Annotated in this window: 17 protein-coding genes; 12 read left to right on the top strand and 5 right to left on the bottom strand. The window is 65.7% G+C overall.

From position 1 onward, the window contains the following. Nucleotides 1-6 precede the first annotated feature (6 nt). From AB1L88_RS25665 to AB1L88_RS25635, 7 genes are all read left to right on the top strand, one after another. Nucleotides 7-1,062: a glycosyltransferase family 2 protein gene (locus tag AB1L88_RS25665; protein ID WP_367099568.1), complete on the top strand. Its 1,056-nt coding sequence runs from the start codon at nt 7-9 to the stop codon at nt 1,060-1,062. Between the two features lie 151 nt (nt 1,063-1,213). After that, on the top strand, nt 1,214-2,074 hold the full coding sequence (locus AB1L88_RS25660) for a hypothetical protein (protein ID WP_367099567.1): 861 nt from the start codon (nt 1,214-1,216) through the stop codon (nt 2,072-2,074). Next, a complete protein-coding gene (locus AB1L88_RS25655) occupies nt 2,071-3,036 on the top strand; it encodes a glycosyltransferase (RefSeq protein ID WP_367099566.1) in 966 nt (321 codons plus the stop codon). Before AB1L88_RS25660 ends, AB1L88_RS25655 begins: the two co-directional genes overlap by 4 nt. 28 nt (nt 3,037-3,064) lie before the next feature. Then, entirely contained in the window at nt 3,065-3,985 is a 921-nt protein-coding gene (locus tag AB1L88_RS25650; RefSeq protein ID WP_367099565.1) for a glycosyltransferase, read from the top strand. Next, on the top strand, nt 3,982-5,319 hold the full coding sequence (locus tag AB1L88_RS25645; RefSeq protein ID WP_367099564.1) for a glycosyltransferase family 4 protein: 1,338 nt from the start codon (nt 3,982-3,984) through the stop codon (nt 5,317-5,319). Before AB1L88_RS25650 ends, AB1L88_RS25645 begins: the two co-directional genes overlap by 4 nt. Next, nucleotides 5,316-7,580, top strand: a complete 2,265-nt coding sequence (locus AB1L88_RS25640; RefSeq protein ID WP_367099563.1) for a hypothetical protein — start codon at nt 5,316-5,318, stop codon at nt 7,578-7,580. Before AB1L88_RS25645 ends, AB1L88_RS25640 begins: the two co-directional genes overlap by 4 nt. A 685-nt stretch (nt 7,581-8,265) precedes the next feature. Then, nucleotides 8,266-12,903 (top strand): LamG-like jellyroll fold domain-containing protein, encoded by a 4,638-nt coding sequence (locus tag AB1L88_RS25635; protein WP_367099562.1) that lies wholly within the window; start codon nt 8,266-8,268, stop codon nt 12,901-12,903. 162 nt (nt 12,904-13,065) lie between these two features. Here the strand turns inward: AB1L88_RS25635 and AB1L88_RS25630 are convergent, their stop codons facing one another. Beyond that, the gene (locus tag AB1L88_RS25630) at nt 13,066-13,524 is read right to left on the bottom strand and encodes an Hsp20/alpha crystallin family protein (protein WP_367099561.1); all 459 of its coding nucleotides are present in this window, start codon (nt 13,522-13,524) and stop codon (nt 13,066-13,068) included. Nucleotides 13,525-13,921: 397 nt separating this feature from the next. Between AB1L88_RS25630 and AB1L88_RS25625 the strand changes: the two genes are divergently transcribed. After that, nucleotides 13,922-15,268: an FHA domain-containing protein gene (locus tag AB1L88_RS25625; RefSeq protein ID WP_367099560.1), complete on the top strand. Its 1,347-nt coding sequence runs from the start codon at nt 13,922-13,924 to the stop codon at nt 15,266-15,268. A 950-nt stretch (nt 15,269-16,218) separates the two neighbouring features. Beyond that, nucleotides 16,219-17,757, top strand: a complete 1,539-nt coding sequence (locus AB1L88_RS25620) for a replication initiator protein A (RefSeq protein WP_367099559.1) — start codon at nt 16,219-16,221, stop codon at nt 17,755-17,757. Nucleotides 17,758-17,787: 30 nt separating this feature from the next. On the opposite strand, the gene AB1L88_RS25615 is transcribed toward AB1L88_RS25620, so the two are convergent. The 3 genes from AB1L88_RS25615 to AB1L88_RS25605 form a co-directional block, all read right to left on the bottom strand. Beyond that, nucleotides 17,788-18,936: a DUF5009 domain-containing protein gene (locus AB1L88_RS25615; protein ID WP_367099558.1), complete on the bottom strand. Its 1,149-nt coding sequence runs from the start codon at nt 18,934-18,936 to the stop codon at nt 17,788-17,790. Between the two features lie 198 nt (nt 18,937-19,134). Further along, entirely contained in the window at nt 19,135-19,311 is a 177-nt protein-coding gene (locus AB1L88_RS25610) for a hypothetical protein (RefSeq protein ID WP_367099557.1), read from the bottom strand. Between the two features lie 472 nt (nt 19,312-19,783). Beyond that, nucleotides 19,784-20,674 carry a ParA family protein gene (locus AB1L88_RS25605; RefSeq protein ID WP_367099556.1) on the bottom strand — a complete coding sequence of 297 codons (891 nt, stop codon included), beginning with the start codon at nt 20,672-20,674 and terminating at the stop codon, nt 19,784-19,786. Nucleotides 20,675-23,042: 2,368 nt separating this feature from the next. On the opposite strand from AB1L88_RS25605, the gene AB1L88_RS25600 reads away from it, so the two are divergent. Both AB1L88_RS25600 and AB1L88_RS25595 read left to right on the top strand, forming a co-directional pair. Continuing rightward, nucleotides 23,043-23,741 (top strand): sugar transferase, encoded by a 699-nt coding sequence (locus tag AB1L88_RS25600; RefSeq protein WP_367099555.1) that lies wholly within the window; start codon nt 23,043-23,045, stop codon nt 23,739-23,741. 98 nt (nt 23,742-23,839) lie between these two features. Next, nucleotides 23,840-24,619 carry an exosortase-associated EpsI family protein gene (locus tag AB1L88_RS25595; protein WP_367099554.1) on the top strand — a complete coding sequence of 260 codons (780 nt, stop codon included), beginning with the start codon at nt 23,840-23,842 and terminating at the stop codon, nt 24,617-24,619. 46 nt (nt 24,620-24,665) lie between these two features. Here the strand turns inward: AB1L88_RS25595 and AB1L88_RS25590 are convergent, their stop codons facing one another. After that, entirely contained in the window at nt 24,666-24,944 is a 279-nt protein-coding gene (locus tag AB1L88_RS25590) for a hypothetical protein (protein WP_367099553.1), read from the bottom strand. Between the two features lie 419 nt (nt 24,945-25,363). Between AB1L88_RS25590 and AB1L88_RS25585 the strand changes: the two genes are divergently transcribed. After that, on the top strand, nt 25,364-26,041 hold the full coding sequence (locus AB1L88_RS25585; protein WP_367099552.1) for a PEP-CTERM sorting domain-containing protein: 678 nt from the start codon (nt 25,364-25,366) through the stop codon (nt 26,039-26,041). Nucleotides 26,042-26,555: the final 514 nt, after the last annotated feature.

Here is a 26,555-nt window from a genome sequence, read left to right as displayed (position 1 = left end):
GCATCCGTGACCGCCCCCCTGCCCCGACCGGAGCCCTCGACCTCCCCGGCCCTCGACGCGATTGGCGCGGTGGCGATCGGCCGCAACGAGGGGGATCGCCTGATCGCCTGCCTCGATTCGCTCGTCGGGCGGGTGGGGCGGGTCGTGTATGTCGATTCGGGATCTCGGGATGGGAGCATCGCGGAGGCGAGGGCGCGCGGGGTCGAGGTCGTCGAGCTGGACACGAGCATCCCGTTCACGGCGGCGAGGGCGAGGAATGAGGGGCTGGGGCGGTTGCTGGAGCTGGAGCCGGCCTTGAGGTTCGTCCAGTTCGTCGACGGCGATTGCGAGGTGGTCGACGGCTGGATCGACCGGGCGCGGTCGGAACTGGAATCGAGGCCAGAGCTGGCCGTGGCGTGCGGGAGGCGTCGGGAACGGCACCCGGACGCCTCGGTTTACAATCGGCTGGCCGACCTGGAATGGGATACGCCGGTCGGCGACGCCGAGGCCTGCGGCGGCGACGCCCTGATGCGGGTCGAGGCGTTGCGGCAGGTCGGCGGGTTCGACCCGACCCTGATCGCCGGGGAGGAGCCGGACCTCTGCTTCCGGCTCCGAGGGCTCGGGTGGAAGGTCGCCCGGCTCGACGCCGAGATGACCCGGCACGACCTGGCGATGACCCGATTCGGCCAGTGGTGGCGCCGTCACGTCCGGGCGGGGCACGCCTACGCCGAGGGGGCCTCCCGGCATTTCCGGAAGCCCGGCCGCCCCTGGTTTCGCCAGGCGGTCAGCAATGGCGTCTGGGGCCTGGCGGTGCCGGTCGCGAGCCTCGGCCTGGCCTGGCCGACCGGGGGGGTGAGCCTGATCGGCCTGCTCGGCTACCCGTTGATCGCCTACCGGGCCTCCCGGAGGCAGCGGGAGCGGGGGACGCCGGCGGGGCAATCGGCGCTCTTCGGCGTCTCGTGCGCCGTGTCGAAGTTCCCGCAGGCGATCGGGGGGCTTCGGTATGTGGGCAACCGGCTGCGAGGGCGTCGGGGGGCTCTGATCGAGTACAAGGGGGCGGTGCTCGGCGTGGGGGACCGTTGATTGAGAACGATCACCGGGACTCGAACGCTCCCCCCCCCTCTGGCCGATCCGACGACCGCTCCGGCCTTCGATGCCCAGGAACGGTGGGGGCAGTCTGCTTGATCTGATCGGTCGAAAGTGTGTCTTTTCCCCATCCGAGGAGGATCCATCCGTGGAGCGAACCGACGGTTCAGGCGAGATCTACCTGGTCGGCTGCAGCCGGTCGGTTCTGGACCTGAACCAGGAGGAACGGGACCGGATCAACCGGGCTCGATGCGTTGTCGGATTGAACAAGTTTGTCTATTTCAACAAGATTGCCGGCATCGTGCCGACGCATGCCTGGTTTACGGACGACCACCCCCCCTCTCCTCGAATCCTCAAGGACATCTTCACCTACTGCCACCGGGAGCACCTGAGGCGGTTGACCTTCGTGCTGTCGACGGGCTACGAGCGGTCGCTCCGGGTCGGCGCGTTGCGGTACAACCTTGCCCGGGTCCGTCGCCGGCTTCGGCTTCGTCGCCGCAAGGATTGGCCCCTGCTGCACGGGCCGGCCGGCTGCCGCTTCGAATTCGTGGCGCGGCACGATTGGCTCGAGGGAGGCCCGTGGGCGACGAGCCTCGACGAGCCGCTGTACAGCTTCCGAACGGCGTTCACCTCGGCGCTCAATTACCTGGCGATCCGGTATCCGGGGTCGACGATCCGGCTCGTGGGGACGGACTTCAACACGCCCGGTTATTTCTTCGAGGAAGAGATGCGTCGTCAGGCGCTGCCCTGGGACGACTGGACGGCGGCGATGCAAATCGAGCATGGGACGCATTCGGCCGCGGTCACCTACGACGGCGCGACCGTTTTCGACAAGTTCCCCTACATCCGCGAGCAACTCGACCGGGCGGGCGTCCGACTGACCTGCAACAACCCGGACAGCGAGGCGGTCTTGCGGGGCCTGGCGTCGTTCTCGCCGATCGTGCCGGGCGTCGAGGCCTGGGAACCCATGGCGATCCAGCCTGTCAGACCCAATGGAGCCCGTCCATGAATCAGACCCCGTTTCCTGCCGTCTCGGTCCTGATGCCGGCCTATAACGCCGAGCGTTATATCGAGGAGGCGGCCGAGAGCATCCTGGCGCAGACGTTCACGGATTTCGAGTTCCTGATCATCGACGACGGTTCGACCGACGGGACCCGATCGATCCTCGAACGGATTGCCGCCCGGGACTCGCGCGTCCGACTCGTCAGCCGGCCGAACGCGGGCTATGTGGTGTCGCTCAACGAGATGATCGGGATGGCCCGGGCGCCGTTGCTGGCCCGGATGGACGCGGACGATGTGGCGTTTCCGGGCCGGTTCGAGCAGCAGGTGGCGTTCCTGAACGAACACCCCGAGGTGGTTGCCGTCGGCGGGATGGTCGACTTCATCGACTATCGGGGCAGGCTGATCGCCCCCGGCGGCCACCCGGCGATGAGCCACGAGGAGCTGCAAGACGCGGCCCTCTCGGGCAAATGCCCCCTGAATCACCCGAGCGTGATGATGCGATCCGAGGAGGTCCGGGCCGTCGGCGGTTACCGGCCGGAGATGGAGCCCGCCGAGGACATGGACCTCTGGCTCCGGCTCGGGGAGCGTGGCCAGGTGGTCAACCTCCCCGTGACGGTCACGCGGTATCGGCTGCATGACAAGTCGGTCAGCGCGGTGCGGCAATCGCGGCAGCTCGACCGATTCCGGGCCGCTTCGCTCGAGGCATGCGCCCGTCGTGGCATCGCCCCTCGGTTCGAGTCGAGCGCGCCGTGGCGGCCGACCGACCGGGTGGCCCGGGGCAAGTTCAACCTCTGGTGCGGCTGGGGGGGCTTCAACCGGGGTGACCGGCTGATGGCGATCGAATACGGCCTCCGGGCAGTCGGGCTGATTCCCTTCACGACGATGTCCTGGCGGCTGCTGGCCTGTGCCCTGCTGAAGCCGCCGAAGCCCCGGACCGCGCCGGCCAGCGTAGCGGACCCAACCGAGTGACGCGTCAATCCAACGAGGATCTGCCCCGATGAGTGGAACGCCGACGGTCAGCGTCCAGATGGCGGCCTACAACGCCGAGCGTTATGTCGCGGAGGCCGTCGAGAGCATCCTGGCCCAGACGTTCGCGGATTTCGAGTTCCTGATCATCGACGACGGTTCGACTGACCAGACCCGGGCCATCCTGGAGCGATACGGTCAGGCCGACCGGCGCATCCGGATAATCAGCCGGCCGAACCGGGGGATCGTCGAGACCCGCAACGAGCTGCTCGGGCTCGGCCGGGGCGAGTTCGTGGCGATCATGGACGCCGACGACGTGGCCATGCCCCTTCGGCTGGAGCGTCAGGTCGATTATCTGAGACAGCACCCGGAATGCCTCGCGGTCGGGAGCGCCGTGCGGGTGATCGACCCGGACGGAGACCCCCTTTGCGTCTGGAACGAGGACGCCTTGACCCATGAGCAGATCGACCGGATTCACCTCGAGGGGGGCAGCCGGGGGGCCGTCATCAATCAGCCGGCGATTCTGATGCGGGCCGCCGCGGTGCAAGCCCTGGGAGGCTTCCGCAGGCGGTTCGAGCCGGCCGAGGACCTCGACCTCTACCTTCGCCTGGCCGAGGTCGGGAGGCTGGCCAATCTGCCCGAGCCGCTGCTCTGCTACCGGATGCTCCCGACCAGCGCCGGCCACGCCCGGAAGCAGGAACAGCTGAACGGGATGTGGGAGGCGATCGCGGAGGCCCGGCAGCGTCGGGGATTGCCCGAGGCCTCGCCGCCGCCCGAGCCGCAGCCTTCCAACCTCTCCGACCTGAAGCGGAATCAGTTCGTCTGGAGCTGGTGGGCCATCCGCTCGGGCCAACTCGCGACCGCGAGGAAGCATGCCTGGGCCTATTTCACGCATCGCCCCATGTCCCTCTCTTCGTGGAGGCTCCTGTATTGCGCCATCCGAGGACGATGAACAGTCCCGAGGTCTCGGACGCGGTGGGCCCGCCCGGGCCTGGCTCGGAGGGACCGCTCTCGATCAGCGTGGTGAGCCCGGGATGGCCGGCCAACGCGTTCCCGAACGGCGTGGTGACCTCCCTTACCTCGATCGTCCCCGAGCTGCGTCGGATGGGCCACGCGGTGCAAGTGCTTGCGTCCCGCGTCGCGGAGGGGGGAAGCCGGGCCGGTGCGGCCGATTCGGGAGGCGTCTTCGACCTGAGATCCGAAGGCGGCCCGATCGGCCCGATCGGCTGGCTCGGCGATCGGCTGCGTTACCGGATCGACCCGAGAGGGGCAAACGATCACCGGCAATGCCGGGCGATCCTGAACGTCGCGCGCCGGCTCGCAGAAGGGCCCGGGCCGCACATCCTGGAGATGGAAGAGGCGTTCGGCTGGCCCCGGCTGGTCGGCCCCAGGTGCCCGATGCCGGTGGTCGTCCGACTGCACGGCCCCTGGTTCCTGAACGGCCCGAACAACGGAGCCGACCCGGCCAGCCCGGAGTTCGCCCGGCGGGTCCGGAAGGAAGGCCTGGCCATGGCCTCGGCCGGGGCCATCACCGCGCCGAGCCGAGACGTCCTGGAGCGGTCGAGGGCGTATTACGGCCTGGCGCTGGAGGGTGCGGAGGTCATCCCGAACGCCACGCCGCAGATCCCCGAAGCGGACCGCTGGCGGCGGGAGGGGAGCGACCCGGATCGCATCCTGTTCATCGGCCGGTTCGACCTGCACAAGGGGGGGGACACGATCATCGATGCGTTCGCCCGGCTGCTGCGGGATCGGCCGTCGGCGCGGCTCTCGTTCGTCGGCCCGGATCGCGGTCTGGAGCGAGACGGCCGCCGATGGAACCTGGAGGCGTACGTCGAGCATCGGCTCCCCGGGGCCCTCGGGGATGGCCGGGTCGAGTGGCTCGGTCAGAGGCCCAACACCGAGCTGAACGCGTTGAGGAGGCGGGCGGCCGTGACGGTCTCGCCCTCGCGCGATGAGAACTTCCCGATGGCGATCATCGAGGCGCTGGCGGTGGGCTGCCCGATCGTGGCCGCCCGGGCCGGCGGGGCCGCCGAGGCGTTCGAGCACGAGACACACGGCTTGTATGTGAGGCCGGCCGACCCGGGCGACCTGGCGGCGGCGCTGTCGAGGATGCTGGCCGACCCGGCCCGGGCGGCGGCGATGGGGGCGGCCGCGGCGGAGCACTGCCGGAGGAATTACTCGCCCGAGGTCGTTGCCGAGCAGACCCTCCGGTTTTATCGTCGAGTGCTGGCCAAGGGCGCGACTCAAGGTGACTTTACGCAGAAGCAGAAGGAGCCACGACCGTGAGTCAGACCGCCATGGTCGCCCTGCTGGCCTGGCCCGTGATCTGCTTGCTCTTCTTCGCGGTCCTTGGGCCGTGGAGGGGAGTGATCACGTCTTACATCGGCTCGTATCTGGTCCTGTCCGGCCAGGTCATCGTCCCGATGTCCGGCTTGCCGGATTACACCAAATTCACGGCGGCCAACCTGGGCGTCCTGGTCGGCATCCTGATCTTCGACCTTCGCCGGTTCGGCATGTTCCGGCCTCGCTGGTACGACTCGGCAGCCCTGATCCTCTGCTGCGTCCCGGCCATGTCGTTCCTGAGCAACGGCCTGGAACTCTGGCCGATGATCTCGGCGCTCAACTCCACGATCCAGGCCTGGATCCTCCCCTACTTCGTGGGCCGGCTTTATGTCGGCGACCCGGGAGCTGACAGGGATCTGGCGCTGGGCCTCACGCTGGCCGGCGTGTTGATGACCCCCGCGATCCTCCTCGAGAAGTTCGGCCACTTGTCGATCAGCGGGATCGTCTACGGGATCCCCCTGTTCAACGGATATAAGCATGGATTTTACCGGCCGGTCGTCATGGCGACCAACTCGCTTGAGCTGGCACTCTGGTCGACCCTGACGGGAGTCGTTGCCTTCAGCGTGTGGGTGACCCGGGCCGTGCCGAGATTGATCGGAGTGCCGTTCGGATTCTGGGCGGCAACGGCCATCGGGGGCGCCATGATCTGCCTGGAGACGGCGGCCCTGGGCTTCTTGATGGCCGGGATCTTCCTGATCTCCGTCACGGCGGGTCGGCCGCGGTTCGGCTCCTTGCCCGAGTTGCTGGCCTCGGCGGCGGTCCTGGTCGTGATCCCCAAGGCAGGGATCAAGGTCGCGGTGATGGGCCTGACGGGGATCGGGCTCGTCCGCTATCTCTCGCAGCATCGGGCGCGATTGCTCATCACGGCTGCAAGCCTGGTCGCCCCGGTCTACCTGGCCCTGCGGGTCACCAAGCTCACGACCCGGAGCATGCTGACGTCGACCATCTACGCGATCCTCGGGACCGAGCGTGGGTGGTCGTACACGTTCCGGATCATCATGGAAGACTTCATGATCCGGCATGTGATGAATCGGCCATTATTGGGGTGGGCGACCTACGCCGAGGGACGGGCACGGGCCCCGGAGGTCAAGATCCTCGACAGTTTGTGGATCATCCACATGGGAATGCACGGCATCATCGGCCTTGCCTCTCTTTATGCGATGCTGACGCTCCCTGTCCTGTTGACCAGCGTCCGACGGCCGGTCGAACACTGGTCGGACCCGCGCCAGGGCGCGACCGTGGGCCTGGCAATCGCGATTCTGATGTACACATACGACAGCATGCTCAACGCCTACTCGATGATTCCCGTGCCGCTGATGGTCGGGCTCGTGATGGGCCTCCCCGCGGCGATGGGACAGGCCCGGAGCTGGGCCTCGCAGGCGACGGCCGACCGAGAACTCGAGCGGGTCGACCGGCTCGCGGCGACGGGCAGGGTCGAGGACGCCGAGGCGTTGTGCCGACGGCTGATTGCGGTCCGATCGGCCGGCCGATCGGATTACGAATCGTTGGCCGATGCCTGCGATCGGCTGGCGGATTTGCTGGAAGCGATCGATCGGCCGGAGGAGGCCGAACCCTCGCGTCGTCAGGCCCTGGAGCTGCGGATTGCCGTCGCGTCCTCGGCCTCGAATGACCCGGGGGCGAGGGCGACCCTGGCGGGCTGTTGCGAGCGACTGGCCCGCAATCTGATGGCTCGGGGGCGATCGTCCGAGGCAATCGAGCTGCGAGGCCTGGCCCTCGAGCAGCGAGCCGCCGTGGCCGCCGTCTTCCCGGAAGATCAAGCCGCCCTTCATCTTTATGCCGACGACCTGAACGACCTGGCCTGGTTGCTCTGCGTCGGCGGCGACCGAGTGGTTCGCGACCCGGCTCGGGCGGTCGTGATGGCCGAGCAGGCGGTCCGGATTCGCCCGGCCTGCAAGTCGTACTGGAACACCTTGGGGGCGGCCTATCTTCGGGCCGACGACCCCGGCGCGGCCCTGGCGGCACTGCGTCACTCCCTGCGGATTGGCCCCGACGAAACCGGCTTTGACGAGGTCCTGCGGGCACTGGCACTGGCCTCGCTGGGCGATGCCGAGGGGGCTCGAGAGGCGCTTGCCCGGGTTGACCAATTGCTCGAAGGTGGCCGAGGGGCCTCCGCCTCGCTGCTCCGCCTGCGGGCCGAGGCGGCGGAGATGCTCCGCTCTTCCGTCCCGGCCGTCGTTCAATAACCGGATTCGGCAGGGGTCCGGCCCGGGCCAGCGTGATTCGGGAGCGATTCCGCCCGGTCGTCTCTCCTCCCGGGAGTGGCGACGGGGAGGAATCACTTCGGGGCGGTTTCGTAATTCGCTTCTTTGTCAAAAATAAAGTGCTTAAGACGGCCTTTTTTCCTGATAGTAACAGCAGGGAACATTGTCACGGGGCCGGCCGCAGGTTGCGTCGAGCCCGGCGAAACACTTCCGCCGAGGAGCCATTGGGCCCGGTTTTGCGCGATCGACGAACGATCGGCCCCCAGAGCCGGGCGGGCCTGCCGCGACTCCCCCGTTTTTCCCCGACGATTCTCCGCCCCGCCAACGCCGACGGGCCGCGCCTCCGGGCAAGGGCTCTATTTTCCTCGCGTTGCGTGCCTGGCTGTGCGGCGGGCCGGCCGTTGATCGCTTGAGATCGCGGCCGGACGCCACCCATCAAGGCCAAGGCGGCGGTCGATCGGAATGCAAAGCCTGCCCTCCGACGTTGGATGGGCGGACGCCGGCCTCGCATCCATCTCATCGGGGCCCACTCATGCCTTTCACCGATCCGGACAATCTGCCCGAGCGACTGCTCTGGCTCCGTGCCGATCGCGGTGTTTCCGGACACGGCGCCGCGCATTGGAATGGTACGACCCATACCCAGCTTGTTGGTTCTGGGAAATCCGGGATGGAAACCGGCGTCGTCGACTTCGCGTTCGCGTGCTGGGTCCGCGTCAACGAGCGGCCGCCGGGGGTCGGGTTCTCAAACTCGAGGACGCACATCGCCAGCAAGTGGGGAACGGGCTCGGAATGGCTGTTGTGCCTGAATTCTCCGACCGGAGCGGACCAGTTCTGCTTCACGGCCCGAGGGGCAAGCAGCGCCAATTCCCCCCGATCCGCGATCCCCGGCGGCATCGAGCTGGGGCGCTGGTACTTCGTGGTCGCCTGGCACGACGCGACGACCAATCCCTCGGGCCGGACCCTCAATCTGAGCGTAGACGGCCAGACCGTCGCCTCGGTGCCTTACAGCGGGTCGCCGCTCGAGAGCTGGACCTCGTTCACGCTGGGGGCCACGGCCAACGCGGGCGGCTATCCCCCGATCAGTCTGAGCCGCGCCGCCTTTTTCAAGAACGCGCAGGGCGGGATCGGGTCGAGCATCCAGGCGATGATCGCCACCCTCTATGGCGGGGGATCGGGGGCCGATCTCGAGCAATTGAGCCCGGAAGACCTGCGCAATTGGGGGACGGTGGCCTACTGGCCGCTCGACGAGCTTGAGGGCACGCGCCGGAATATTTACACGATTTCGGGGGGGCGAAACCTCTCGGATTCGTCGGGGATCGGGAGCGTCGGGGGTCCATTCCGAGGGCGGCCGCCCCATGACAGCCTGGCAACCGGATGGACGGACCAGCTCAATGGCCGGACCTTCTCGTCGCCCGGCTGCCCCTGGCGAGGGGACTCGGCCCGGGTGTTCTCGAACACCAGGGATCGCCGGTTCGAGCACGGGGAGGCGCTGCTATCGGGGCGTTCGGCGTGGACGGCGACCGTGACGGGAGCCGCGCGATCGGGGCTCGGCTTCAGCCTGTATGGCGAGTCGGAGGGGGCCGGGGACGATCATTTCCTGGAACTTCGCGTCGACCATGACGGCGTCCCGGAGCTGGCGATCAAACCGGTCGGCCATGCCGAGGAGGTCGTCCGCGCCTCGGATTCGCTCGCGGGCCTTCGGTCGATCGCAGCCGCGACGACCGAGGCCATGCCGCTGGCCTCCGACAGCGTGCCCCGCGTGAGATGCCTGGTCACGGTCGGCCCCGGGCATCCGTTTGCCACCACCGACGTGATCCGGGTCTCGGGCCTGGGGCCGCCCTTCGACGGCGAGCACTGGGTCACCTACGCGACCGAGGAGGCCGTTCACTACGTCGTCGACAACCCGACGGCCCCGCCGGCGACGGCGGGGGCCCGGCGGTTCTCCGGAGGATCTCCGGCCTCGAACCCGGCCCCGGAGCGCGTCGTTCCGGACACGCTGGACCACCGATTCCCGGGGGACTGGTCGGGTTCCGAGTGGTCGGTTGCCGGCTGGGTCCGCAAGACCAGCGAGGCCATCGACGGTCGGGCGGGCGGGAGCGGCCTGTTCGCCGCGAAGGACGCCGCCGACCTTCGAGTCCTGGGAACTCGCCCGCAGATTCTCCATGCGGGAGACGGGTCCCCGGGGACGTACCGGCTGGACCTGCCGGGAGGCCCCTCGGCGACGTTCGGAGACGCCCCGCTGGAGAGCTGGGTCCATCTGGCGGCCGTGCGATCAGGAAACGCCATCACGCTTTATCGCGATGGTCTTGCGGTCGCCACGCTCGACGTGTCGTCCGACCCGACATGGGGGTCGATCTTCTCGGGCTTCAGCTTCGGCGGCAACGCCGAGATGAGCGCGGGGCTGCCCTGCTTGCTCGACAACTGGGGGATCTGGTTGGGCCGGGCCCTCTCGGCGGCCGAGGTCGGCACGCTGTTCGGGGGCGGCACGGGGGTGGCGTTCGCGGGACTCCCGGCCGGCCTGAAATCCGGCCTGACGGCCTGGTACGACTTCGATGAGGTTTCCGGGACGGCGGTGGACGCCTCGGGCAAGTATCCCTTGAGGGAACGGGGCCTGGTGTCGTCGGGAGAGGGCCTCGGCGGGGGCATCCCGTTCGGCTCGGCCGTCTCGATGGGTCGCGTCCGAGGGACCGGGTGTACTCAGATCGCCGACGAATTCACGACCGACGCCGGGAGGGCCTTGGAATACCGGCGATGGGTCCTCACCGTCCGTCGATCCGGCTCGGACGTGTCGTTTTTCCGCAACGGGGCGTTGATTGGCTCGGGGACACTCCCGCCCGAGCTGCTCGGGCCGTCCTCCGGAGTGTCTCGGATCCTCGGGACCTCGAACCGGTTCGGAGCCCCTCACGGGGCCATCGAGCATGTGCATCTGGCCGGCAGCGCGCTGGATGACGCGACGACGTTCGGGCTGGCGGCCCGGTTCTCGGTCCGGCTGAGCCAGTCGCGAGGGGTCGGCCCGCTGGGGGTCTTGTTCGATGCGACCATGTTTCCCGGCGTCGATCCCATGGCGCCCCAGGATTATGATTATCTCTGGAGCTTTGTGCGAGCGGGCACCCAGGAGCTCCACGACCCCTTCCTCTCTCCGGTCAGCGGCCAGGCGTATGCGCGATCGACCGGGTTTTTCGTGTCTCAGGTCTTCGAGAACGAAGGCGAATATGACGCTCACCTGGTCGTGCTGACCCCGCGATACAACCGGCGGGGGGAACCTCAACCGCAATCGTGCCTGTTCGCCGGGAAGGTGGCCACGATCACGGTCGACCCCTGGCCGGCCCACGGGACGACCTATTACGTCTCGTCGACGCATCCGGACCGGAGCGATTCCGGGCCGGGGACGTCGCCGGACACTCCGCTTGCATCGATTGCCCATGCGTTGACCCGATTGACCTGCCCCTATACCCGCATCCTGTTCAGGCGCGGAGACGTCTTTCCGTTCTCGGGGACGCTCTCCATCCTTTACCGACGCGGCCCGATGATGCTCGGTTCTTACGGCGACCCCGCTGCGGAGAAACCCATCCTGCTGGCCCCCCCGAACACCGAAGGCGGCCTCGGCCATGTGAGCCTCGAAGAGAACTCCGACCTTCGCTTCCTGGGGATCGCGTCGCGCGAGCAGACGAGCCGAACGAAGCCTGCCTTCCGATTCTGGGGCAAGAACTTCAACCTGACGTTCCAGGATGCCGACATCCGCGAATCGGGGATGTGCTTCCACATCACGAATGGCGACCGGGCCACCATCGTCGACAGGTCCTATCTCGGGGCCGCGTCGGATTACACGCTCTACAGCGAGGGGGGGTTCGATGTCAGCCTGACCCGATGCGCGATGGAGGCGTTCCCGGGCCAGCACTTCGTGCGGCTCAATCAGTCGCAACGTTCACACGTCGCGCACTGTTACCGCAATGAGAGTCCCTACCCGATTACGAGGACCTGGTTCACACCGCGGCACCAGACTCGTTTTTTCGTCGTGACCGACTCGTCCGGCGACAATTTGCAGACGGTGATCGGCAGCACCACGGAACACCATACCGGGATCCAGTGGGGGCTCATCGAGCGCAACAACCTTCGCTTCATCGACCTGCACAGCAGCAGCTCGACCACGGTCCGCGGCAACGTGATGGTCAACCTGAACCAGCCTGAACACATCAACAAGCATATCTACTGGCGTGATGAAGGGGCCTCCCGCAGCCGACGCGCCGAGGATGGGCGCGGGTACGGGAATCAATTGTTGCCGACTTATTCGGTACGCCACTGGCTCCCGGACCGGACCCTCCTCGTGAATGAATCGAATTTCAATTACTCGCCCGAGGCGGCGCTAGTGCCCCCGACCGTCATTCCGATTGCGGAGGTCCCGGGGGGGACGGTGCTGGCGGCATCGGGGTTCGGCGCGGGGGGGCCGGAGCCCTGGTCGCTGCGATGGATGAGGCGGCCGGCGGGGGGAGATGCACCGTTCGAGCCCCTCGTCGGCCACAAGAGCGCGAGTATCGTCGATCGGAGCGCGACGCCCGGGAGCTACGAGTACCGGATCGATCTGGTCACGGTTTCGGGCCTGGAAGCGGTCGGGTCGGGCGTGTTGACGGTCGAGATTCCGGGCAACCAATCCGGTTATCGGATCGAAGTCCCGGCCCCGGCAGAATGCTTCGCGGGCGAGTCGTCCAGGTATTTCCGGGTCTCGCTCCAGGGCGATCCGCCGGCCAGCCCGGTGACGATCACCCCCAGGAGCAACGGGCCGGGACATTTCGATCCTCCCTCGGTCGTCCTTTCCGCCGAGGCGCTTTCAGCCCAGTTCCGCTTCGTCCCGGATCCGACGCCGGCTGGCGTGGGAACGTGGCTGATCTCGACCCTCAACGACGCAAGCATGGTCGACCCCGACCCGAAGGCGTTCACGGTCCTGGCCCAGGTCACGGATCCGCCGACGGACCCTTCCGATCCGCCGACGGACCCGACGGACCCGCCGACGGATCCAGGAGATCCGCCGACGGATCCGGGGAACCCGCCAGCACCTCCTCGGCCGAACGCCATTCGGCTGAGACTGCTCCCCGACGTGACTCCTCCGGTCGGGATCAGTCATGGCGGCCTGGCAGGCTTTCCCCAGAAACGAACCTCGACCGAGGGGGCATCGTCTCAGGACGTTTCGAATCAGCATCCCCTCTCGCCGCCGCCGGCCAGCAGCGACTCGATCCGAGGGGATCGAGGGGGATCGCCCGCGTCGAACGGCCGCCCCCTGACCCCCTGGTTCCGCAGAGGAAGGAACTAACGGTTCATTTGAACGATTGAGCAACCCTGGCCGATTGCCCACGACGTTACCGCTGGGTACCTTCGTGATCCGGCAATCGGCCAGGGCTCGCCCCGGCGTCTTGGTCGATACTCCGGGTCGGCATATGCGAAATTCGCCGTCGCCGCCCTCCTGGCCTTTCGGTCAGGAGGACCGGGACGCGGCAGGGCCTACCTTGATCTGCTTCGGCCGGGCCGATTCGGCCTTCGGCAAGGTCAGGCGCAAGACGCCGTGGTCGTGCTCGGCCGTCGCGCGATCCGCGTCAACGGGAACGGCCAGGGTCACCGTCCGACGGAAGGTGCCGTGACGCCGCTCGCGGAGGTGCCAGGTTTCGTGCTCGTGTTCCTGCTCGGCCTGCGTCTCCGCCTGGATCGTCAGGGTATCGCCGTGGATGGTGACCTGGACGTCATCGGGCTTGATGCCCGGCAGCGACGCCCGGACCACGAAGGCTTCCGGCGTTTCCGAGATGTCCAGCGGCAGCACCAGGGCCGATCCCCCCGGAGCCACGCTGTCAGGCCGCACGAAGCTCTCCTGCAAGAGCGTATTGAACGCATCGCGGAGGCTCACCATCTCTCGGAATGGATCCCAGCGTTCGGTCGCCATCGTTCTCCCTCCCCGATTCTCGATTGTCCTGGGCCCGCCCGGCGCGTACCGGGAGCACGGCCCGGATCCGGACGTCTCTTGAAAACAACACGCCTCGCTCAACCCGGGCTCTCCGTGAGCGGAACCACCTTTGCTCCGTCAAACACGGCCCGAATGGCGTAGCGCCTGAGATTGCAACCACCGTGCCGACCAAATTTAATTTATTCTAATCCATTTCGACAAAAGGAATTACATCCAACGCGAAGATCGAACCGATCGGCCACAACTGCCACAATGGCACCAAAGGCGTGACTGCAAACCCGGACACCACGACCATGCATGCCATTTTGGCAATCGCGGCTTGAACTTGACAGCGTTCCATGAGCGTCACCTAACATCATCTCACCCGGTATAATGATTGCTTAACCGTAATGCGTCGGGCAGGCATCGGCCCCTGCGAGCCCCTCTTCACCATTTTGATCCGGAGCGGGGGAGGCCCCTCATCACGCGACCTGATCGCCATCCTGATCCGAATGGCTCCCAGGGCCCGGCGCCGCTGCCGCCGCTCTGGATTGGGGGGGGGCTCCGCCTTCGGTTGATCAGCCCGAACGGCCAGCGAACCATTGCGATCGTCAACCGGCCTTTCGCTCTGATCGGACGGGCCGCGACGGCTGACATCCCGGTTTCGAGCCGTGAGGCGAGCCTCCGGCATGTCTACCTCCACCGGAATGCCCACGGGGTGTTTGCGGTCGATCTGGTGTCCCGCACGGGGACGCGGTTCGACGATGCGTCGCCCGGTTCCCGGGCCGCCTGGCTTCGGCCTGGTCGGGGCCTGGAACTGGCCGGGCATCGCGTCGAGCTCCTCGAACCCGCCTCGGGCCCGGAGGGCTTGCCCGAGCTTGATCCGCTGGCCGGAGGCAAGCATCTTCCCCCGCTGGTGCTCAGGCCCGAGGATCACCTCGATCAGGCGGCCTCGATGCTTTCGGAGCTGTCGTTCCTGGGGCGAAGCCGCGCCTGTGCCCTCCGGGTTGAAGGGACATCCGTTGCCCGGGTGCATGCCGTCCTCGTGAGGTCCGCCCCGGGGAGCTTCCTCGTCAACCTCGCCGGTTCCGGTTTGACGATTCGAGGCGAGCCGGCTCCCCTGGTCGCCGCCTTGCAGCATGGGGACCATCTGGGGCTGGGCCCGCGTCGGTTTCTGGTGGAACTCCATCCGGGGGATCACGCGGGGCTCGCCACCCTGCCGGCAATCCAGGGTGATGCGGCCGGCAACGGACCGCCGGACGATTTGCCCGCGCCCTCGACACCTCCCAGAGAGCTGGGACACGAGGACGTGACGCGAGCCCTGCAGGCGGTCCGGGACGGTCAGGATGTCCTGATCCGGACCAACGACCAGTTTCAACATGCCCTGGTCGCCGCCGTCCGGCAGCTCTATCAGGAACAGTCCGCCCTGTTCGATCGCCACCTGGATCGACTCGACCGCCTTCAGCATGAGGTGGCTGAACTGCGGGCTGAGCTCCGGGAACGACTCGATCCCGCTCCGCTGCTCCCCCCTGCTCCGGATCGATCGACGGCCCTGCCCCCCCCTTCCCCTCCCCCCCTGGACATCCCCCGCCCCGCGCTGGCCCCCCCGTCAGAACGGGCAACCTCCTGGCTGATCGATCGCCTCGGCGAGCTGGAAGAGAAGGTCGAGCAGGAATCGCGATCGGGCTGGCGTGACCTGCTCTCCCGGCTCGGGACCCCCTTGCGGGCCCGAGACGGCCTCTGAGCCCTTCGAAGTACGACGCCCCAGGACGCTCCAGGACGGCCCGAAAGTTCGGGGCGGTAAGATTGTCGACACACGCCCCGGCATCGCCCCTGGCGGCATCCTGGAGCGTTTGGCGCTAGTTGTCGCGCCGATCGTTGCCGCGATTTGGTCGAATCAGGCCCGAAACCCGCCCCGAACCGCTCCGGACTACCGATTAACCGGACACCCTGGCGGCCTGTCCGCCCCTTCCCGCGATCCGCACGTCTTGTACCGATTAACCGGACACCCTTTGCCCCTCGTCCGGCGCCCATCCCCGGGCCGCGATCGCCGGATGAGGCGGCGCCGGCCTTTACCGATGGACCGGACACCCTCGGCACTTGATTCCCTCAATGGGCGATGGACGCCCGTACTCACGATAAACCGGACACCCTTGGGGCAACCCGGTGGCGTCCCAGCAGGGCCCGGCCGACTTCCCGCGATCGCCCCCTGCTGAACACACGTTTCTCCCGATTAACCGGACACCCTTCGGGCGATGGCCGGAAGTCCTGGCCGTTTCCAGCGTGCACTCACGATTCACCGCCCGTACCGGACAAATGGCCAGAAAAGATTCTGGGCGCCTTCGGGCCGGGCCTCTAAAGATTCTGGGCGCCTTTACCGATTAACCGAGCATACTTTCGGGTGCACCTAACGATTAACCGGACACCCTTTCGAGTGCACCTAACGATTAACCGAGCATACTTTGGTTCCGCAAACCCTTTTGTGGAAAAGACTTGCGATTCCCTAGACTTTTGTTTTTAAGACTTTTGTTTTAAGAACAACAACAACGCGCGCGCTCGCGTACGTGCGCACGCGCGAAGGGCGGGCAATTGCTGGAGGTTTGCCCGTTGTTGTTGCATATTTTCCCCACGGGGACGGAGAGAACCCGTTCCGGACCTCGGCTCCCGGGACGCCCCTGGAACAGGACCGCCGCCGTGACGACGCCCGATCGCGAAGCCTCCCTTTTCGACGACCCGGACGACTCGGATTTCGCCGATGAGGCGACCGCCGAGCCCGCCTTCAAGGACGAGCTGAACCTGGCCGAATTCCCGATCGCCTCGCTCGCAGACCGGGTCCCCGATGGCCAGACCACGCTGGTGTTCGAGGATCGCCTCGATCGGCGCGACGGCCCGCCGATCGTTCGCCGGCTGACCATCATGGGGACGGCCAAGCATGGATTGCCGACGTCGATGGACGATGAAATCCTCGTCGGCCTGATCCAGTTGACCAAGCGTTGGAATAATTTCACCGAGCCGAAAGTGAGTTTTTCCCGCTACGAATTGATCGAGCTGCTGGGCTGGCCGCAGACGGGGCAGAGCTATCGGAGGATCGAGGAGGCGTTACACCGATGGGTCGGGATTGTCCTGTCATATGAAAATGCATGGTGGGATAACGCGGAAAAGAGCTGGGTTGATGAAAACTTCCACGTCTTGGACAACGTCTCGCTCTACGCCAGTGAGCGTCGTCGGCCTCCTCGGGGCGGGGCGGCGGCGCAAGGGACGGGGTCCCGGAGACGGGGCAAGCGAGGGAACGCCCCCCCGCCGCTCTCGAGTTTCAAGTGGAACGAGGTCATTTTCCGCAGCTTTCAGAGCGGGAATCTCAAACAAATCGATCTCGAATTCTATTTGAAATTGAGATTGCCGACAACAAAGCGGATGTTCAGATTCCTTGACAAACGATTTTACCGATGTGACAGAATCGAGTTTGATTTGCGCGTGTTCTCGTGCGAGCACATCGGCCTGAGCCGATCGTACAAGCCGACCGAGCTGAAGCGTCGCCTGCGTCCTGCCATTGCCGAGCTGGAGCAGCAAGGGTTCCTCGAGCCGATGGCGGAGGAGGATCGTTACCTCCGCAAGACTCGCGGGGCCTGGCAAATCGTGTTCCTCCGAGGGCCGCGGGGTCGGTCCCCGATCGAGCCAACCGCCGAGGAGCGTGCGGAGCTGGTCACCCTGCTCACGGGCCGAGGAGTGACTGCACGGATTGCCGTCGAACTCGTCGAGCGACATCCCCCGGAATTGATCCGCGCGAAAGTTGCTTTCTTTGACTGGATGGTGGCTCGGGACGATAAACGCCTGGCCAAGAACCCGGCGGGGTATCTCGTCGCCTCAATCCGAGAGGATTACCAGGCCCCCGAAGGCTATGTCCCCCCCGACGACGCCGAACAGCTTGCCAGGGCCGAGGCGTCTGTTGCCGAGGAGGAACGGCGGCGTCGAGAGGAGGAACTGAAGGCCAGTGAGCGGCTTCGGGCGGAAGAAGCGGCCGAGGTGGCCCGGATTGCGGAATTGAGGGCCCGCTGGGACGCCCTCCCGGCAGCCGATCGAGACGCCCTCAAGGCCCAGGTCAAGGCGGCTCATCCGGGGCTTCGCCGCTCTCGGAATGCGTTGGAACGATTCTGCCTGGAGGCGCTGGACGCCCGGATCAAGGGGCACAACCCTCCGGGACAGCCGTCCTTGTTTGCGGACGATGACGCCTGATCTGGCGTTATCGCGGGCGGTCAATCCGGTTCAGACGCGCAGGAAGAGGCGTCGCTTGTAGAGATAGAACAGGAAGAGCCACTGGGCGAGCAGCGTTCCCGCCGCCGCGGCGACGGGAAGGAAATCGCCGGGGATGAGGCGGTCCGAGAGGGTGTAAACCCCTCCCAGGAAGAACCGAGCGATCCGATCGAAGTCCAGAAACCGAGGGACGACATAGATAGTGATGGCGTTGACGCCGACCACGACCAGGACAAAGGCCCATCGCCGCCACCGCAGGACGTCAATCAGCGTGTAGAAGAGGGCGAGTAAGATCAGGCTCCAGCCGCCGGCGACGAGCACGAACGAGCTTGTCCATAGGTTTTTGATGATGGGAAACGTCGTCCCCCAGAGCGTCCCGACGCCCACGCCCAGGATGCCGGCCAGGAGCAGGCCGAGGGCTTTCTGCCGGGGGGAGTGGCGCCCCGACCGCAGCCAGGCTCCGCTCAGGGCGCCCATCAAGGCCGTCGCCACGGCCGGGATCGTCGAGAGCAACCCCTCGTTGTCGCCGAACCCGTAATACGGCTCGAGGATCTTCCCCGGCAGGTAGTGGCGATCGACCCACCCGGCAAGGTTGCCCTCCTTGGTGAAGTCGCCTGCCGTCCCCCCCGGTGGGGCGACTCCGGCCAATAAGGCCCAGTAGCCGAGCAGGATGGCCGCTCCGGCGAGCACCTGAGTACGCGGGGACGTGTTCATCACGATCACCGCGGCGATCCCGTAGCAGATGGCGATCCGCTGCAAGACCCCCGTGACGCGCAGGCCCTCCCAGTCAAACTGCAACACACCGTTGCAGAGCAAGCCAAGCGCGAAGAGCAGGAGCACCCGGCGGCCGATCCGACGGGAGACCGCCCCCTTGCCCTGCTCGGCGGCCTTGCTCAATGAGAATGGCAAGACGGCCCCGACGAGAAACAGGAAGAGAGGAAAGATCAGGTCGTAGAAGCGAAACCCTTCCCAGTCGACATGCTCGAACTGTCGGGCGACGTTCGAGGCCGTGGCCGATCCCGACCAGGCTGCCCAGGCCAGGACGAGGCGGTCGCCGCCGACGATGCAAAGCATGTCGAGGCCCCGGAGCGCGTCGATCGAGAGCAGGCGATCGGATCGAGGGGTCGGCGCCGTGGCCGGCGGGGCCTGGGGGTCGAGCATGCGGGGTCAATCCGAGGGGAATTGGTGCGATCGGGACCGAGTTCGGGACGTGTCGTCGTCACCGAGAAGAACTCGGATCGGCAGAGAAGCTTACCGGAAGCCTCCTGGCCCTGACCACACCCGACAGGGCAGAAAGGCCCCGCGGCCCGATGACGAATCTCTCCATGGGGGGCGACTTCGTCGGGAAGGAGCGTGTGGTCAATTGTCCGAGTCGCCGTCTCCCTGTCGGCTGGACCGGCGATCGCGAGAGTCATACAGGACCATCGATCCGACGAGCGGGCGGAGCAGGTCGTTGACGACCTCGGAGCGATCCTTGCCGACGTGGATCGCGTAGAGCCAGAGCTTCTTGTCCAGCTCTTCCTCGATGGCGAACATGCGCTGAACGCGTCGGAGCTTGGCCGCCCCCCTGCCCCGGCCCCTGGACCGCGAGGAACCGCCCGAGGATGACGATCCTGAGGACTTCGGGGCCGATTCGGCATCGGAGGTCGGTTCGGGATCGGCCGGTCGTCGGTCGTCGCCATCGCTTGCGGGGGACGACGAGGGTCGGGGGGAGGCCGAGGCCTCGGCGGCGGCCATCCGGCGCTCGAATTCGGCCTCGGTCATCGCGGGCCGGACCAGTCCGGTTCGGCTCTCGGGGCCCGGAATTCCCCCGCGTCTGGTTGCACTCATTCGAGTCGCCCCCCCTGCCCTTTTTGTGTGATCTTGTCTTGTGTCGAGCGCCTGGCCCGGCTCGGCGTCTGTTGTGTTTTGATCCGATCGGATCTGGCCTGGTGCGTTGATTCAACCGTCGCCGCGACGGCCAGTCACCCTCGCCCGGTGGCCGGCCGTCGCGTCAGGTCGACGGCTCTCACGCGGCGGCGCCGGGGGCGCCGCCCTGCTCCTCGATCGTTGCATCGTCCTCGGAGGGTGCTTCGAGCGACGCGTCCCCGTCGGGGTGGCTGCGAGCCGGGTCGACCGGCTCGCCCCCCCGGACCAGGAACGCCTCGGCCGCGGCCTGATAGGCGCGGCTCCCGGCCCCGTAAGGGTCGTAGCGGACCAGGGGGACGCCCCGGGCATAGGCTTCCCGGAATCGGACCGAGGTCGGCACCGACCGTTCGAAGGCCAGGTCGCCGAAGTAGTCGCGCACTTCGGCTTCAATCTGGCGGGCGACCAGGGTTCGATCGACCCGGGTGATCAGGACCCCGGTCAGCACTAAAGGGCCTGCGTCGGTGAATTCCTGCCGCAGCGAGCCGACCTCCCGGATCAAGGTCTCGAGCGTCTTGACCCCGGCCAGGGCGGCGATGCACGGGTCGATCGGGATCACGACCTCGCCGACGGCGTAGAGGATGGCCACGTTGAGCGGCGTTTGCACGGGGCTGGTATCGAGGATCACGACATCGTGATCGCAGATCCGACGCAGGACGCGACGGACCCGGAACTCCCTGCCCTGGCCGAGCCCCTGGCTGCCCCCCATCTGATCGGAGCAGGAGCCGAGGCGATCCCCGGGAGGGATCAGGTCGAGCCCCTCGACACCGCTGGGCAGGAGCACGTCGGCCATCTCGGCGTCGTCGAGCAGGAGATCGGCCAGCCCTCCCGACGGCAATCCCGACGGGAAGAGTCCGAGCGATGCGTTGCCCGACGGGTCGGCGTCGATCAAGAGGACTCGCCGCCCCAGGTCAGCCAGGCTGGCCGCCAGGTTGATGGCGGTCGTGCTCTTGCCGACCCCCCCCTTCGCATTGGTCACGGCGACGCTCCGCATCGGCCGTTCCTCCCCGATCGGTGCTCCCCTGCCCGTCGTCTCGATCGGCAGACCTCGCCGGCCGAAATCGAGCAAGGGTTGGTCGCAACTCTCAATGAAAACAATGAGTTACGACGTTGGATTGGCAACTGGTTCGCCTGATGCCGGGGTTCCCTGGGACCTTGTGCATCAAGCAACCGAACGTTCAAGGCATTTGGGTTCGTGGGAACCATCGTCCCTGTGCGTATCGGTTCGCAATCGGGATCGACTCCAATGTTCCCGGGAATCAAGGTCACGATCAAACTCGGTGCCTTGGTCACCGACTTGACCTGGATACCTTGGTCTCGAGGGTCTTCGAGGGACCTTGGTCCGTGAGTCACCATGGCAGTCGCGGCAGATCGGTTCCTTGGCCCTGGAGGTCGCGTCGAGACCTTGGCCATCCCCTGACCAGGGGACCAGGTTCATCGGTTCACCCTGATGCTGAAGCCGTCTTGGTCATCACGTCGTCATGAATCGAAAGGTCCCTGGGAGATCAAGTGATCAAGGCCGACCTGGCCCCTGGGGCCTGTTGAAACCCATTTGCCAAGTTACCAAGGCCCTGATGGTACCGACGCCCCTTGAATGCTACGGATAGAAGCCACCTGGCACGCCAGGGCAACTTGGTCTCCTGGTGGCTTGCTGCTCAAGGAGAATTGGGCAGCTTGGAACCTTGGTCCTCCAGGAGCCGAGGTGAAGGTTTAGCCCTGAAGCCTTGGCTCGACGCGTACCAATGACGCCGAGGTTCCCCGGTAACAAGGCAGCTGGGTCTTGCGAGGGCCTTGGCTCCTTGGTTCCTTGAGCAGCATGCTTCGCCATGCGCATCGAGGACATGGAAACTCGGGAAGCCTGGTTCACGGGATGCCAGTGTGGTCAAAACGCCTTGGTCGCCAACGACCAAGGGATCAAGGGGTTTGCAAAAACTTGGTTCATGCGTGATCAGCAGATCAAGGCGGTGTGGCACCAGGGACTCAAGGTTCGAATGGCTCCAAGCGGCCTGGAATCCCTTGAGGTTGTGCCTCGAATCGGAAGCAGGACGCGACGGTTGGCGCGACGCGATGCGGCGCCCATCGGGGAGGGGCAGGGGGGGGCTCCTCCCGGTTCGCATCCGAGAGACCTTCGGGCAGGAGTCCGTTCGCCGAGGCGGACAGCGTGGATAACAACTGCTCGGATTGGAAATCGCCAGGGCAGGGGGGATTCAGCTCGGAGATTAAAAGGTCCAGAATCCCGACTCCAGGCGCGATCACGGCTGATCAACGGTGGCCGACGAGGCGATGGTTGCAACTGATCCAATCGGGCCGACCGGTCCGCCGGGAACCGGCACGGGTCAGTCCGGATGCGTCGTCCTTTCAGAGCACTTCGGGACGCATGCGAGGGCGGCCGACAGCCGGGCAGAATTCGGGGGGGACGCTTGATCCCGTCCTGGTGGCGACGCGACGGACAGGCGACCCTGACATCGGCGCAAAGGGTTGGCCTGACTCGTGTTCAGGGGCTCGGCCTCCGGGTCCGATAATCAATATTATGGTCGCATCGGCGGCGGCGAATCGTTGCATGGACTTGTGTAGAGCGGAGGGCTCGCGATCGGACCGGGGCCAGGTGATGAGGCGGGACGGTTGCGATGGGCCATTCGCCGCGAGCGGATTACGGCAAGTTGCCTCGATGTGCAAAGAATGAGCAATGGTGCGATTGAGGCGGGCAAGCCGGAAGAATGGAACGCCCTCGGCCGGGGCACTTCGATGGTGCCGGCCTGACGTCGAGGGACATTGGGATGGCCAAAAAGACGAGAACCTGTGTCACGAACGCCGGGATTGCCTCTATCAGATGGGAGGCCGCTGCGTGAAGCGTCGCCTCGACACGGACGTTTAGGGCTCGGATCGTCTGTGCCGGCTGAGGAGTGAGGGGAGAGTTCCAGGTCGTCGAGCGAGTCATGGCATGGCGAGTGCTGGGCGTTGGGACGGGAATTTTGGGCCCTCGGCGGCGGCGAGAACACGCCGCGGCAGCTCATCGTTTCTTCACAACGCTTCTGCATGTTGTCTTGAAGCGACAATGGAAGAGGGGATGCTTCGCTGCTAGTTGACGATGCCTGAACGCGTTGCTATGCTGCCGACACGACAATCCTCGGAACGCTTCGCTTCAGGCATTTTCTGATCGCATGATTATCAACACAAGTTGTTAGCACGCAGCGATCTTCCAGCCGACCACCTCTCTTCCTGGCTTCAAGAAGCGTTCTTCTGACTGTCACTGAAGCCCCCTTCAGTCCGCAGTCACGAGAACCCCACCGCTGAATCTCACTCCTGAGCACCCACCCTGGAGATACCGCCCAATGAGCACTACGGCGCCCCAATCCATTCTCTTGTCCGAGCAGATCGCCCGGATGGTGGAGAGGGAGTCTGCGAAACAGGCATTGCCAGGTCCTTCGCTCGCCGTTGCCCCAACGACGATCGCCTCGCGATTCAAGCGGGCCATTGATCTTGCGGCCTCGGCGCTCGGGTTGGTGTTGCTGGCTCCGCTCATGGTGACCATTGCCGTGGCGGTGCGGCTCAGCTCTCCCGGACCGGTCTTCTTTCGTCAGCTCCGTCTCGGCCGCGGTGGTGAACCCTTTTACGTGCTCAAGTTCCGCACCATGGTTGCCGATGCCGAGCGTCGACTGAGCGACCTCGAATCCCATAACGAGGCCACCGGCGGCGTGCTGTTCAAGATCCGGCGCGATCCGAGGGTGACCCCGCTCGGCCGTTTCCTGAGGCGATCGAGCCTCGACGAGCTGCCGCAACTGATCAATGTGCTTCGAGGTGAAATGAGCCTGGTCGGTCCCCGGCCGTTGCAGCTCCGCGATTCGTATCGGCTCGAGGCCCTCGACCCTGAAGCCTTCAATCGTCGTTTGAGTGTGATGCCTGGAATCACCGGCCCCTGGCAGATCGGCGGCCGGAGTGATGGAACCGCGGGGATGGTTCACCAGGATCTCGATTATGTCGAGAACTGGTCCCTCTCGGCGGATCTGAAAATCTTGGTCATGACGATCCCGGCGGTTCTGTCTGCTCGTGGTGCCTGCTAACGCATCCAGGCAGGCTCAGATGATCCCCGGTTTCTCGCGATGCGACGCGTGCTTTTAGTGTTGCAGGGGCCCGGCGTGGCCCTGGGAGGAGATGTTTCGTGCCTGATCAGCCTCAGCTTGACCAGTCCGCTCCGGTTGCGCGTCGCCCCCTGGGGTCGTCTCCCTGGATCTGGATGATCGTGGGTTGTGCGCTGGTGGCCGCCTCGGGCGTGGTGCGTCTGCGACAGGAACAACTGTTCGCCGATGCCTCGCTCAGCGTGAAGCAATCTCCGTTTCCTCTGCGAAGCCTCCCCACCGTGCTGGGAGGCCATTGGGAGATGATTCAGGAGGAAGAACTGGAAGCCGAGACCCAGCAAATCGCCGGGTGTTCGGATTATATGTACCGGTTCTATGCCAATACCCACACGGGCGTCACGCTCAAGGTGCTGGTCGCGTTCGGGCCGGCCACCCAGGTCTTTCCCCACGCGCCGGACGTCTGTTTCCCCTCTCAGGGATTCCAGCTGAGCGGCAATGCCCGCCGCGTCAATGTGCCGGTCGAGTCTGCTCAAGCAGCGAGTCCCGATGACCCTGGAGGGTCAACAATCGTCCCCTTCCGGGCGATGACGTTCAGCCGTCCCAACGCGGAACGGGAAGAATTGATCGAATCGCATTATTCGTTCTGGCACGACGGTCGCTGGGATCCGGACGCCAAGGAGACGCGTCGCAAGTTCCAGCATCGGCCGGCGATGTTCAAGGTCCAGGTCGACCGGACCACCAGCCTCCGGGAGCAAGAAGCCTCCCAGAGCGCGAGCGAGGAGTTCGTGGCGGCCTTGATCGCGGAACTCAACCACCGGATCGACGAGTGGATCGATCATTCTAATCCTCGCGTGAGCGAGTGATTCGAATCCGAAGACAGTGAGCTTTATGCGTGACATCGGGGCGGATTTAGGGACCATGCGAGCGACTCCTGACCACACCATGCAGGTGGGGGACAGAGAGGATCCGCGCCGTCCTGTCTCGACGCAACGCGCCCCGTTGCGCCATCACCTCGTGCTCGAACAGGCTCGCGACCGCACAGCAGAGCATCCCCAGGCCACCAATGATCAGCACGACGACCGCGACCGGTGCCAGGTAAATGGCAAGAACCGTCATGATCACCCGGCGCAGCGGGTCCCTGCCGCACTGGACGTCGCCTTCACCGCCTTGAATCTCACCCGTGGTCATGGATCCGACTCCTCATGCTCGAATCATGGGGTCAATCCTGGCCCCTCACTGACCATAGGACACGAATGCAGGTGTGTTGCAGAAAGGCAACACGATGCCTCGCGAATCGGGGAAATGTGGTTTCCCGGATTCACGAAGTCTACGTCAAAAACTCAACAAAGTCATGGGCATTCCGCATTGAAACCATGTTTTATGGCGAATTTCGGAAATAAAAAACTGGAATGGGTTCTGCCGCTCCGGGCCGATGCCGGAACGGCGGGGCATGGTTTCGGTCGCACCGTTGATCTTTTCGCAATCACTCGACAAGATCGTAGTCGAGCGACGGAATCACTGCGGGAACGATACCCAAAGTGGGAATCGAGCGGTGGTTACCGATGTGACACCAGGGTGTTTCCCTTTCTTTCGAGGTCATCACGACTATGACGCAACGATTTACTTTCCTGGCCGCGCTCACGCTGGTGGCCTCGTTCGCCTCCAGCGCCATGGGACAGGGTGCCGCCACGATTGGGTTCGCGGGCTTCTCGCAGTCCGCTGGCACCAGCGCGATTGATTACTCGCGATCCGCGGGTGCCAATCCGCTGCCGGCCACCCTCACGGCCTCGACCGAGGTCAACTTCACCATCAACAACCCGATCTTCATGATCGACCCGATGGGCCCGACGAACTACACGGGTGCCTCCTTCACGCTGTCGGCCGAGTCCAGCACGGCGGCCACGGCGAATGGTCAGAGCGGTTTCTTCGGATCGTTCTCCATCATCGGATCGGGCGGCGAGAACCTGCTGAGCGGCACCTTCGACTCGGCCACGCTGAGCCAGGTGGGCACGGGCCGTGCCGCCTTCGATACCGGCTCGGTCGACTTCACCTCGGACATTTTCGTCCCGACGTTCAACGATGAGCTGGTCTTCAGCATCATCGGCGGGTTCACCAACCTGGCCGTCAACAACGGTGCGTTCCAGAACTTCTCGGCCGACCGCCTCTCGGGCGACTTCTCCGCGATCCCCGAGCCGGCCACCCTGGCCATGGCCGGTCTGGGCATCTTCGCCCTGCCGCTGGCCGTTCGGGCCGCCCGTCGTCGCCGATCGGTTTCTTCCAACTGATCGAAGTTCGACGCAAGCTGAGCCAACTGAGCCAACCTCAGCGTAAATCTCGCAACGCCGCCCCGACCTTCCCGGTCTGGGCGGCGTTTTTCGTTGTCCGACGATGGACCGAATCCCCGTTCGAGGGCTCAGGCCGCTTCGCTTGCCGTACACCGCGGGATCATCGAGACTTCTGGCCAGGGCGAGACGAGCGAGACTGCGAGTTCCAAGGCGGATAGCCCGTCAGGACCAGCAGCCTCGGTGGAAAAACCACCCCATGTTCCCTTCAGGATCATATGCCCATCACCGGGCGAATCTGGTGTCAGGGGGCCGCCCTGCATTCCCGTGGCAAGGTAGAAGGCCACCTCGCCAGGGCATTATCATCGGGAGCCGATCAGGCCGGTGATCCGTCGACATCACCCCTGGTCCATGAGACGTTCGAGGGAGCCGGTCATGAGGCGATTCATCCTCGCCGTGGGAACCTTGATGATTGCGGTGATCGTCGGCATCGGCTGTAACCAGGCGACCGACGCGC

The sequence above is a fragment of the Tautonia sp. JC769 genome, assembly GCF_040717455.1.
Taxonomy (GTDB): domain Bacteria; phylum Planctomycetota; class Planctomycetia; order Isosphaerales; family Isosphaeraceae; genus Tautonia.
Note: the sequence above shows the minus strand (reverse complement) of the source record. Positions and strands in the feature narration are given on the sequence as shown.